Origin of the sequence: Vibrio sp. HDW18 (assembly GCF_011306175.1) — a bacterium.
GTDB classification, from domain to species: Bacteria; Pseudomonadota; Gammaproteobacteria; order Enterobacterales; family Vibrionaceae; genus Vibrio; species Vibrio chanodichtyis.
In genome coordinates this window covers 268824-280839 of the sequence record NZ_CP049914.1, presented here as the reverse complement: position 1 = coordinate 280839, position 12016 = coordinate 268824, and the positions used below count along the sequence as shown (strand labels likewise).

The 12016-nt window shown below is 46.6% G+C and carries 8 protein-coding genes and 1 pseudogene; 5 read left to right on the top strand and 4 right to left on the bottom strand.

What is annotated here, in order from left to right; translation table 11 throughout:
* Positions 1–5: 5 nt before the first annotated feature.
* Positions 6–1041, bottom strand: a protein-coding gene (locus G7083_RS15215; RefSeq protein ID WP_240911898.1) for an IS630 family transposase whose coding sequence is annotated in 2 segments (ribosomal slippage) — positions 6–581 and positions 583–1041 — 1035 coding nt in all. Because the reading frame shifts where the segments join, the coding sequence is not laid out codon by codon here.
* A gap of 54 nt (positions 1042–1095) precedes the next feature.
* On the opposite strand from G7083_RS15215, the pseudogene G7083_RS13025 reads away from it, so the two are divergent.
* Positions 1096–1539, top strand: a pseudogene (locus G7083_RS13025) (PTS transporter subunit IIC); the annotation flags it as partial.
* An 84-nt stretch (positions 1540–1623) separates the two neighbouring features.
* On the opposite strand, the gene def reads toward G7083_RS13025, so the two are convergent.
* Both def and G7083_RS13015 read right to left on the bottom strand, forming a co-directional pair.
* Complete coding sequence (gene def / locus G7083_RS13020; protein ID WP_166015268.1) at positions 1624–2130, bottom strand: peptide deformylase; 507 nt, start codon at positions 2128–2130, stop codon at positions 1624–1626.
* A 225-nt stretch (positions 2131–2355) separates the two neighbouring features.
* The gene (locus G7083_RS13015; RefSeq protein ID WP_166015520.1) at positions 2356–6099 is read right to left on the bottom strand and encodes a M66 family metalloprotease; all 3744 of its coding nucleotides are present in this window, start codon (positions 6097–6099) and stop codon (positions 2356–2358) included.
* A 747-nt stretch (positions 6100–6846) separates the two neighbouring features.
* On the opposite strand from G7083_RS13015, the gene glpT reads away from it, so the two are divergent.
* Positions 6847–8205, top strand: coding sequence for a glycerol-3-phosphate transporter (gene glpT, locus G7083_RS13010; RefSeq protein ID WP_166015267.1), 1359 nt, complete (start codon positions 6847–6849; stop codon positions 8203–8205).
* Between the two features lie 275 nt (positions 8206–8480).
* On the opposite strand, the gene G7083_RS13005 is transcribed toward glpT, so the two are convergent.
* Positions 8481–8741 (bottom strand): DUF3012 domain-containing protein, encoded by a 261-nt coding sequence (locus tag G7083_RS13005; protein ID WP_166015266.1) that lies wholly within the window; start codon positions 8739–8741, stop codon positions 8481–8483.
* Between the two features lie 280 nt (positions 8742–9021).
* Between G7083_RS13005 and rbsD the strand changes: the two genes are divergently transcribed.
* The 3 genes from rbsD to G7083_RS12990 are packed head-to-tail and all read left to right on the top strand — an operon-like array spanning position 9022 to position 11880.
* Complete coding sequence (gene rbsD / locus G7083_RS13000; RefSeq protein WP_166015265.1) at positions 9022–9441, top strand: D-ribose pyranase; 420 nt, start codon at positions 9022–9024, stop codon at positions 9439–9441.
* A 43-nt stretch (positions 9442–9484) separates the two neighbouring features.
* Positions 9485–10807 (top strand): L-fucose:H+ symporter permease, encoded by a 1323-nt coding sequence (gene fucP, locus G7083_RS12995; protein WP_166015264.1) that lies wholly within the window; start codon positions 9485–9487, stop codon positions 10805–10807.
* Between the two features lie 53 nt (positions 10808–10860).
* Positions 10861–11880, top strand: a complete 1020-nt coding sequence (locus G7083_RS12990; protein ID WP_166015263.1) for an aldose 1-epimerase family protein — start codon at positions 10861–10863, stop codon at positions 11878–11880.
* The last annotated feature ends 136 nt before the right edge of the window (positions 11881–12016 follow it).

Below are 12016 nucleotides of genomic sequence, written 5' to 3'. Positions count from 1 at the left end.
GAAAATTAACTGGTCAGCTCTATCCACCTTCTCGAACACATCTGTCTGACTCTGGCCGAGCATTTCAAAAAACTATTCCAAGCCCGACATACTTTGGAGACAATGTCTTCGTAATCCGTAAAAGACTGGTTGGCTAGATAGTGTTGTCTTAACCAACTCCATACTTGTTCTATTGGATTCAACTCAGGGGAATAGGGCGGGAGTTTGATGACACTGAGGTTCTGAAATTCATTGGCAATATCTTCTGTGTGCCAGCTTGCACCATCCATAATGACCACTGCGTGACGACCTTTTTCGGTCACCGCGGAGATCTGCCTAAGATGCTCAACCATAAGGTCCTTGTTAACCCAAGGAACGACCATCGCCTCGCCAATGCCTCTAGCGGGACAGACAGAACCAAACAGATACGCATATTCAAATTGTTGTTGCTTCACGGCTCTGGGACGTGTTCCTTTCTCTGCCCATAACCGTGTGGTGGTGTTTTGTTGCCCAAATCTGGCTTCATCCTGAAACCAGACATCAACCCGTTCTAAAGCGATATGTCCTGGGATCTTCAGGATCGTTTCAATTTTAAATTTTTTTAAAATCGTCTTGGATTTGCTGGGATTGACGAGGATGTTTGGAGCGAGAAGTTACCCAAGAGAACCCCATGTGCTCGAGCAGGTAATAGATAGAATCAGGGTGGTAGTGCTGGCCAAATTCTTTCACGATATAAGCGTGGATGTCGGCCCCTGTGAGTCGTCCGCCCAGTGTATCATTGGCTTTATCTTTGATGTATTGGCTCAATTGCTCTCTTTGCTTGGACGTTAAGAATGATGGTCGTCCCGTTCTTGGTTTTTCCTTGAGGCCTTCTAATCCTTCCTCAAGAAAAGTGTGAACCCACCGATTAACACTGGTTCGGCTGACCTTAAGAAACTTGGCGATTTGGGTGCGAGAGTGCCCATCTTTGAAATGGTCGAGGGCCAGCAGTCTCATTTTCATCTGAATAGATTTCTGCTGGCTTGCGAGCTTTTTAAAGTCGATATTATTGAGGCTGTCCATAGTGAATAAGTTCTATCGTTGAATGCCCTCAATTAGATCATATTTTTTCTTTGATTGGTATTACAAGGTGTGCGTATGGTGATTGCAGAAATTGTCCCTGCGTTTAAAGGTATTTCCGATAAGCTGGTGCCAAATGCCAAACCTGCACTTGATTGCCCAGTGGTATTCCCATACGCACCAAATGCAGTGTTGGTAGGATTCCTATCGAGCTTTGCTGCTGGTTTACTTGGGATGTTCCTGCTGTATATCATGGGCTTAACTGTGATCATTCCTGGCGTGGTACCACACTTCTTCGTCGGTGCGGCGGCTGGGGTATTTGGTAATGCGACTGGCGGACGACGCGGGGCGATCCTCGGAGCGTTTGCTCAAGGTTTACTGATCACCTTCTTGCCAGTCTTCCTGATGCCAGTACTCGGTGATCTTGGTTTTGCCAATACCACCTTCAGTGATGCAGACTTTGGCGCGGTTGGTATTTTGCTCGGTTTGATTGTTCGCTAACTGTTTAAAAGTCCAACTAAGATCAATAAGGCCGCTCATTACCGGAGCGGCCTTATTATTTGGCAATTTTCACCGCGTCTGTGATTAACGGGCGCGATTTTTAACGTATTTTTTAACTTTTTTCATCGCCATTTGCTGCTTCAGTGGCGATAGGTAGTCAATAAACAGATTACCGCCAAGGTGATCAATTTCATGCTGCAGCACAATCGCTAAAAACTCGCTGGTTTCAATGCGTAGTGGCTGACCCTCACGGTCCAGAGCTTCCACCACCACCGAGGTATAACGCTCAACATCGGCGTAATAATCGGGTACCGAGAGGCAACCCTCTTGCCCCATCTCTTTATTGCTGCCACTGACCACGCGTGGGTTGATCAACACCAGTGGCTGATCACGCTCGTCAGAGAGATCAATCACCACGATGGCCTCTTCACGGCCAACTTGTGGCGCAGCAAGGCCAATGCCATTGTCGGTGGCATATAAGGTATCGAGCAAGTCATCAATCAAGCTTTGCACTGCCGCAACATCGGTTACCGATTTCGATTGAACGCGCAGTCGTGGATCGGGTGCAGTAAGAATCTCTAGAACAGCCATGGTTTCCTTGAATCATAAGATTGAATAAAAATAACGCGGCGTAAGATAGTGCTTTCTCTGCCACTTGTAAACCTGTCCTGAACTCTCAGCCCATCACGGGTGATGGCATATTCAGCAAGCAAAATCTCAATATGGCCCCAGAAACCGCCTCTCACGGTATGCAAAGTAAAAAGAAAGCCAGTCATTATGACTGGCTTGAGTAATTAATGAACAAGTTCAAAAACGTTAAAACTGACCTAAATATTCCCAATTACTATTGCTTGGGTTGGGATCGGTCGGATAAGGGAAATAACCGTATTTGGTCGTTTTCAAACGATAATAGTGATAACCGCCGCGGAACACGTATTGATAAATATCGTTGACAGTACCATTTTTACCATCGCTACCCCAGATACCCATTTCCTCTTGTTGGTACCACTCCAGTAAGCTCTGTTCAAAGCTGGCTAGATCGTGGTTGAGCTCACTGATATAGGCTTGAATTGTGCTATCACTGCCCAAAAAATACCAATCTTGATTGGAAGCGTGATGAGCTGGAAATGCATCACCAACACCGGGGCGCTTTTGCACAAAGTAATGGTTTTCACCATCAATTTGCCCAACAAATACCGCATTCGGTGACTCTTCCCAACGGGTGGTGGTGCGTTCATCCCAAGTCAGTAAACGTGCCACCCCGAAGTAGCTTTGTACACGTGCCGCCACGCTGATCCCTTCCGCTCGGTTAAGCTTAATCGGGTTAAAAGCGAAGTTAACGTGATCATCGGCAGAACCTAGGTATTTCCAACCTTGATTACTGGTTTGATCGTTTGGAAAGTCTTCGGCTTCTAGCGTGCGCATCACAAAGTAATCACGCGTACCAGTCGCTGGATTGGCAAACACATACACCGCTCCAGCACGACGTTCAGTTTTATTCACGCCATTGTTTAAGATGCCGTTGCCATAATGCTCTGCGATAAAATCATCAAACTGCGTGAGCGTGGCAAAATCCGTACTGGTTAAGGTTTCATTTTGCACGAACGTTTTCGTCACATCGATCACTTGGCTATAGCCGTATTCCTGACCAATAATGATCGGGCCTTTCAGCTCATCTAATGGCGGATTTTGATCCGGCGTAAAGCGCGTCAACTCAGTGACTCCATTCACATCAGTACAACTCAAACTGACTTGACTCGGCACACCATTATCCAGCGCTAAGTTGACATGGAACTTATTGCTGTCCGTGGTCTTATAACGGTTGCCAGGTAGAGCAATATGAGTAGTGCCATTGCGCTGCTCAACCACTAATTCACAGCGACGCTGAGAGCTCATTGTTCTTGGCAGTACTTCATTGGTGCGAATTGCATAGCTCCAAGTTCTGCCTTCAGCATTATTTTTGACCCCTTCGACTTGCTCACAACGCCCATTACGTAAAAAACCTGCCCCATCATGGCGGCCATTGTCTGCGGGCTTATTTAACGTACAAAGCTGCACTTCACCAATCTCTGCATTGGGTGTGTAAGTCACATTCCCTTCACCGGCTTGCGAGAGCAGTGCATAGTGACCGACTGGCGAATCAATCTGGTAATCGTTATACCAACGCATATCTCGGCTGCCTTCACACACATTGCGCTCGGCATTAACCGCCCCGACAAAAGTTGCGGTTTCACCATTGGTATTGGTGTAATCAAAACGACAAATCGGCAATTGCTCACCATCGATCAGCAATGTCTGCCAATCGGTCGCGTTAAGCTGTGCAGGGCTCAAATTAGCCACCATTTGCCAACCTTCTAGCTGATATTCCATCGATTCAGGTTGTGGCAGCGCAAATAGATTGCCGTAATTGGAATAAATCAGCGGATAAATTTGGCTTGGGTGAGTATTTTGTGGATCATAAATCCCCAGCAGGGTGACGACTGGTACACCAATTTGCTGCGGTTTAGGCGTGTCGGTTTCAACCGTTTTGTAGCTTTGGCTTGCTTGATCCCACTGCACATACCCACTTGGGCTACTACGATCAAGGTTAAAACCACTGTTCATCCAGTTTTGCGCTTTACGTGATTGCGCTGGGTGTTCAAGGGTAAAGCGGCTGATGGTGCCCACGTATTCTTGCTCACCACCATTTTGCGCATCGCGCAGAAAACGGAAAGCATCTTTGAATGGCGGTACAATGTCGTCCCCTTGCTGCTGGGTGTAAACATCGCCTTTCCAGTGTAGATTACCAATAAAGCGCTGGTGGAAGGCATCCCATCCCCAACCGGACTCCATATCGTGCAGTGAAGCCATGTATGGATAATGTCCAAGGCCATAGTTATGCCCCAACTCGTGAGACCACTCATTACCCGTGGTATCTTCTAGTGTCACGATGCCACCACCACCACTGCCACCATGCACCACCACTTGGGCAAGATCGGTATCTTGCTGGGTGTAAACCCCAACATTGGTGTGCGCGGTAATATGGTTATAACGACGGTTGTACTGCTGGGTATAGCCTTCGCTGCTTACAATCCCAACGTTGGCATTGTTAATACCGGTCGACACCAGCGCCTTACCAATCGCTTCACGCATATCACCGCTATGCCATCCGCCAGTACTGGCACTTTTATCGGTGTACACCACACCGTTAGGCATGGTCACCACAGGGAAGTGCGCTGGAGTATAGTCCGCCATCACCAACTTAGAAGCGGGGATCTTTTGGAAATAGTCAGCAGCGAGCGTAGGTAAATTTTGGATCATGGTATTGCGGTTACGCGGTTCCGTTAGCATACCGATATCGATATTTTGAATCACCAACTCTGGCGCACCACCAAATTGGATCTCACCTTGACTAAGCACACCTTCGCGTCCCAAGTTGTCGATTACGCGCAGCGACAAGCCAGGCTGCATCCAGTTCCATTGCAAAGGCAATGACCAAGCGTAGTGTGAGAACACCACTTTCATTCGACCATTATCCGGTTGATCTGAGGCCGCTAAGGCACTGGGTGGCAGCATTAAGCTGCGCTGTACTAATTCACCATCAAGATACACTTCAGCGTGGATCTGGTTAATCTCCTGATCTGACTGAGGGGTAAACAGCAACATGGCTTCACGATTAACGATCGCATCTAAGTGACCTTGACCCGTGAACTGATTACCATTGGGAGCGACCGATGTGTGAGTTTGCGTGATACCTAAGCCGCCGATTAAGCTGCCTTGTAAATGATTGACCACTTCAATCTCATCGGCAAACCCTTCACGCGGCTCTTGAGTCGTAAAACGCACAGTTTGTGGCTGCGCACAATCGAGCACATTGCAGGACTGCAGCGTGATTTCATATTCGGTTTGCGGCTGCAATCCCCCCACAAAAAAGCCTGCGCTAACCTGCTCAAAACGGCGTACTGCACTGCGATTGCTGACACTTGTCACCGTTAAGGTCACATTGTCCTGCTCAGTTTGCCCAAGCCAGTCAAAAGAAGCACCTTGATCCGACAAACTGGAAACCGTTAGCTCGGCTAACGTTGGCTGACTTAACTCGCCACAATTGGATGTTTCGGTACGATACACCACATCAGTTTCCCAGATGTAACTACCATCATCACGCTTAGAACCATGAGCCGCTGGGATATATTCAATAAAGCAGCCTCGGTCATCAGGTTGATAAACACCAAATTCACGGCTCATCAAATAAAAGCCGCTGTTGTACATCATAAATTCCCAACTCTGATCGACAAAATCGATCACGTTGCGATACGCGCTATCATCACCGCCTTCATAAGGCAGAAATGGAAAATGCAGGTCATTTTTGTAACTTAAACGGTATTCGATACCTCGGTAGGTGATCCAGCGTTCACCGTTACGCTCAAACACCCCTTCACCACGCTCAGCCATCGCTTTAATCGATTCGAGCCGCTCAACGGTTTTTTCACCTATCTGGATCAGTGTCAGCCCATCTTGTGCCAACGCTGATGCACTGCCTAATAGCCCAGCTATTACCAATGCTAATGGTTTCTTGTTGATCATCATCGGATTACCTATTTATTTTATTATCATAATGCGCCCAAATTTAGGCAGCAGTAACCCACAGGATCTCGGCGAGCGCACTCAGCGTTGATTCTGGATCTAGACAACCAGGTTACCAATTCATTATCAGTTACAGAACGCCATTTCTAAAAAATGTGCTGAACCGCAACGGGAGAGGGGTTCCAACTTGGTCACAAGTAGAGAACAAAAATGAGAATCTGTGCCAGAAAATGAGCAATTGCGTTGACATGTCAAAAATCAATCACTGAATGAATATCGATAATCAGCGTGATTACACATAGCACAATCATCCTGAACACCTCTCAAACCAACAGCTTAGTGCTCCAACCCTCAGACCTTAAAAAAACGTCAAGATTTATTCACGTTCCATTGAATTCGAATGAAAATCTATCATGCCGACAAAGCCGCGATTGGTTTAAAAAATTGGGAGAACTGAGATTAAAATCAACAAAAACGAAAATTTAAGATTTGTTTTAATCGGTAAATTAATTCACATGCCATATCAATCACATTATTCATATTCAATAAATAGAACAATCACTCCGTTTTCGAGTGAAAGTCATTTTATTGCTCGTTCGCGTGTTTTTTTACTGTCTGTGATTTTTCCCTTGCGTGATTTAACCAAAACTCGGGAAAACTTACCCCCAAACACCAGAAGTGACGATCTTAACTATCGTTGCTTCATCGGAGGGGGATACCATCGCTAAACACTACGAGGTCATTATGTTAGAACTCTTCAAACCCGCAGCGCATACGCAACGGCTGCCAGCCGATAAGGTAGGTAGTGCCTATTCACGCCTTCGTTGGCAACTGTTTATTGGGATTTTTGTCGGTTATGCCGGCTACTATTTAGTACGTAAAAACTTCAGTCTGGCGATGCCTTATTTGATAGAACAAGGCTTTAGCCGCGGTGATCTTGGCGTTGCGCTCGGCGCAGTCTCGATTGCCTATGGCCTTTCTAAATTTTTGATGGGCAACGTATCGGATCGCTCTAACCCTCGTTACTTCTTAAGTAGCGGTTTATTACTTTCAGCCCTAGTGATGTTCTGCTTTGGTTTTATGCCTTGGGCAACCGGCAGTATCACCGCGATGTTTATTCTGCTGTTTTTGAACGGTTGGTTTCAAGGTATGGGTTGGCCCGCCTGTGGCCGGACAATGGTGCACTGGTGGTCACGCAAAGAACGAGGCGAAATCGTCTCGGTATGGAACGTGGCACACAACGTCGGTGGCGGCCTGATTGGCCCTATCTTCCTACTTGGCTTGTGGATGTTTAATGATGACTGGCGCGCGGCGTTCTATGTACCGGCCTTCTTTGCGGTGCTAGTGGCCTTATTTGCTTGGGTGATCATGCGTGATACCCCACAATCTTGTGGCTTACCTCCGATTGAAGAGTACAAAAACGATTATCCCGATGATTATGATCAATCGTACGAAAGCGAAATGACCGCCAAACAGATCTTCTTCAAGTATGTGTTTAATAACAAACTGCTGTGGTCTATTGCGATTGCCAATGCCTTCGTTTACCTGATCCGCTACGGCGTATTAGATTGGGCTCCAGTCTACCTCAAAGAAGCCAAACATTTTACCGTTGATAAATCCTCATGGGCTTACTTTCTTTACGAATGGGCAGGGATCCCCGGTACCTTGCTGTGTGGCTGGATCTCCGACAAAATGTTTAAAGGCCGTCGTGCTCCGGCCGGTATTCTGTTTATGATATTGGTGACCCTTGCCGTTCTAGTCTACTGGTTTAACCCCGCTGGTAATCCAACGATAGATATGGCCGCTCTGGTCGCGATCGGTTTCCTCATCTATGGTCCGGTGATGCTGATTGGTCTATATGCATTGGAACTGGCTCCGAAAAAAGCCGCTGGTACTGCAGCAGGCCTGACGGGTCTATTTGGTTACTTAGGCGGTGCGGTTGCAGCCAACGCGGTGTTAGGTTACACGGTTGACCACTTCGGTTGGGATGGCGGCTTTATGATTTTGGTCGCATCTTGTGTTATTTCGGTACTTTGCTTGTGCTACGCACTGATTGGAGAGCGGGCATTCCACAACAATAAACTCAAGCAAACCAATGTTTAAAAATACTATACCCAAACAACTTGGAGTTGCAGGTAGGCGGCAAGTAAGTGAGTCTCCATGAGCATAGACAAGCTATGTGATTGGGGTGAACGAACGTAGCCAACACCGCTGCAGCTTCAAGTAGGAAGGGGATAATTAACCGAAAAGGTTAGTGTGATTGATCCCCCTTGCCGCGCGCTCTTCCTGATAGGGACGCGGCAATCTTACTCAAAAAAGCACACCGGATACCGCTATCGGTGTGCTTTTTACCACACGACTCGACCAATAGCTTAGTTTCACAGCACGCAGTATTTGGCATAGGAACCTGCTTCATTAGCAGTCCAATCCCCTTTCGATTTTTGATCCATACCATCACACCATGACTGACTGCCGACTTCGTTGTTGAATAAACAGTGTTTAGCAAAATCGAGGGTGTTTTGGGTATTCCACTCACTTTTTGGTTTATCACGCATCCCATCACACCATGCTTTACTGCCAACCTCGCTACAACCCGACAGCACCAGCAGGCTGAATATAACTAATAACGGTTTTTTCATCTCAATCCTCATCACCTTATTATTGCTTAGTATCACTATACCAAACTACACCACCATGGTGTTCAATCAGCGTGAAAACACGCCGTCGCCGCAAAATAATACTCACAGAAACGCATATCAGATTGCTGATTTTGCGGATCGTTTTCACACTCTGCCGCTTTGCTGCGTGCAAACGCGATTGAGTTTACTATTATGTCATCGAAACGTTTCGATGGTCGTTTTTTAATCTTTTGAAACCACGCTATCGTGATCTAAACGTAAAATAATAAAAGGTATCCCTATGAAAAAAAGTACCCTACTCAACGCCGAACTCTCCTACCTAGTCGCCACACTAGGCCATACCGACCAAATCACGATTTGTGATGCGGGCTTACCCATCTCCGATGACGTAACGCGGATTGATCTGGCCCTGACTCATGGTGTGCCGGCCTTTTTGGACACAGTACGAGTGATATTATCTGAAACCCAAATTGAAAGCGCCATCATCGCCGAAGAGTTCGCCCAAGTCAGCCCTGAGCTACACCAAGCCCTATGCCAAGAGTTAGCCGCACAGCCGCAGATCAATGGTAAACCAATCACCATTCAATACCTCACTCATCAAGCGTTTAAACAACGCACGTTACACAGCCGCGCCATCGTCCGTACTGGCGAATGTACCCCTTACGCCAATGTAATTTTCCAAGCAGGTGTTACGTTTTAACTTGGTGATTGACTCTACGTCATTTCGAAATGGAAGGTGAATTATGCTTATAAAAAATATGACCGAGCAACATGCGGATGGTTACTTAAATAAAACCCCATTGTTTCAGTTTTTACTGCTCTCTTCAGTCTTTGCCCTATGGTCAGCGGCCGCAGCCTTAAATGATGTGTTGATCACGCAGTTTAAAGCGATTTTTGATCTGTCTAACTTTGCTTCAGCGCTGGTGCAATCAGCGTTTTATGGCGCTTATTTCCTCGTCGCGATCCCTGCTTCGATGGTGGTGAAAAAAACCTCCTATAAATTAGCCATCTTGCTTGGCCTTGCCCTGTATATTTTTGGCTGCTTAATGTTCTTCCCTGCATCACATGCCGGCACCTACACCATGTTTTTGGCGGCGATTTTCTGTATCGCTATCGGCCTCTCATTCCTTGAGACGTCTTGTAATACTTATTCCGCGATGATTGGTGAGCCAGATCGCGCCACGTTACGGCTCAACGTGTCGCATACGATTAATGCCATGGGTTACATCGTAGGTCTTTTACTTGGTAAACATCTAATTTTTCAAGAAGATGTCAATATTCAGCACATGATGACTGTACTCAGTGGCGATGAATTAGCGCTGTTTAAAGAGCAAATCTTGCAACAAACCCTCGAACCTTATAAATGGCTGGTGGGCATTATTGCAACCGTCGCGGCTTTGATTGCCATTACCGAATACCCGCACTGTAAAGCGCTCACTCATAACCAAACTCCGCAACCAACATTCAGTGAAACGTTCTCTTACTTAGCGGGCAATACTCGTTTTTTGAAAGGCATCGTCACCCAGTTTGCCTATGTCGGCATGCAAGTAGCCGTATGGTCTTTCACTATTCGCCTAGCCCTAGAGATGGACTCAACCATGATTGAGCATGATGCGGCCAACTACTTGTTGTATGCCTTTATCATGTATTTCTTAGGTAAACTATTGGCGAACTACCTGTTTACCAAAACCGCTCAAGAAAATGTGTTAATGGGTTACTCCGGCGTGGGATTTGTCTGCTTGTTGTACGTTGCTATTGTGCCCGATTTTAGTGCGGTATGGGTTGCGGTAGGCACCTCTGCACTGTTTGCACCATGCTGGGCAACCATCTTTGCTTCAACGCTACAATCGGTTGATACCCGTTACACCGAAACGGCGGGTGGCTTTGTGGTGATGTCGATCATCGGCGGGGCTGCGGTTCCTGTCATGCAAGGCTTAATGGCCGATTCGCTAGGTATGCAGGCCTCGTTTATGGTCAGTGCCGTCTGTTTTAGCATCGTGTTTTTCTATTTTATGAGCGAAAAGAGACACAAAAAATCTTTTTCTTACACAGCCGCTAACGCGTGATTTTCACCACGGCCATTGACCGAACAATGGCCATTTTCGGTAAGAGATAAACTATGTTAACGATTCCGTTATACCGACAGCACTTCAGCACGCAGCGAACTCTACTGCTGCAATCGGATGATTTTCAAGTACACACTTTTCAGTACCACTCAGGGGTACAAGCCGTTGAAATTAAAAACTCACAAGGGCATTTGGTACTGCTGCCTTTTATGGGACAGATGATTTGGGATGCCAAGTTTCTCGATACGGATCTGACCATGAAAAATATGTTTTCAGAGCCAAAACCGGGCAACACGATTGTCGAGACTTACGGCTGTTTTGCTTTCCACGCAGGGATGCTGCGCATGGGATGCCCAACCCCAGCAGATGATCATGTATTGCATGGTGAAATGCCCTGTGCGGCGATGGATCACGCTTGGTTAGAAATCACCCCAGACCAAGTAACCCTTAAAGGCAGCTACGAATATGTGATGGGATTTGGCCATCATTATCTTGCCACTCCGTCAGTGCAATTAGGCAAAGACGCCAGTGTGTTTGATATTCAAATGTCGGTGCAAAATTTAGCCTCAGCGCCGATGCCACTGCAATATATGTGTCATATCAATCCGGCTTATTTTAATAACGCAGTCATGACACAAAACCTGCCAGATCAATCGTTCGCATTACGTGATAGCGTGCCTGCTCATGTGCAACCCACCGCGCAGTGGCTCGCTTATAATCAGCAGTTAAGCAATTCGGCTCCCTTCTCTAACCTCGATAAACCGCAGATGCATGATCCTGAAATTGTCTATTGCTTAGATAACCTTTCGCAATTTACCGATCAGGCGGTGTTTAAAATGGACATTGGCGATAAACATCTGGTAACGCAATTCAGCACCCAGCAGTTCAATAGTGCAACCCGCTGGATTTTATACAATCAAGATCAGCAGGTTGCCGCTTACGTCATTCCGGCAACTTGTCGACCAGAAGGCTTTCTTGCTGCGCAACAAAAAGGCACAGTGATTTATCTGCAACCCAATCAAACCCGTAGTTTTAAAGTGCGCACGGGGATCCGTTACTCCGATCCTCAGTGAGCGGTGCCAATACCAAGCGATCTTCCCCTTGATTATTTACACCATGGCGGAAGGTGAACATTTTTAATCTGCTCAATGCTGAACGTTCTGAGCAATAGCACCCATATTGTGCTTTACATAACATAAGGTTCATTAA

Bases quoted from the DNA above. Each gene is read 5' to 3' on its own strand.
- def (WP_166015268.1), bottom strand. From the start codon at position 2,130: ATGGCTGTTCTAGAGATTCTTACTGCACCCGATCCACGACTGCGCGTT.
- glpT (WP_166015267.1), top strand. From the start codon at position 6,847: ATGTTAGAACTCTTCAAACCCGCAGCGCATACGCAACGGCTGCCAGCC.
- G7083_RS13005 (WP_166015266.1), bottom strand. From the start codon at position 8,741: ATGAAAAAACCGTTATTAGTTATATTCAGCCTGCTGGTGCTGTCGGGT.
- rbsD (WP_166015265.1), top strand. From the start codon at position 9,022: ATGAAAAAAAGTACCCTACTCAACGCCGAACTCTCCTACCTAGTCGCC.
- fucP (WP_166015264.1), top strand. From the start codon at position 9,485: ATGCTTATAAAAAATATGACCGAGCAACATGCGGATGGTTACTTAAAT.
- G7083_RS12990 (WP_166015263.1), top strand. From the start codon at position 10,861: ATGTTAACGATTCCGTTATACCGACAGCACTTCAGCACGCAGCGAACT.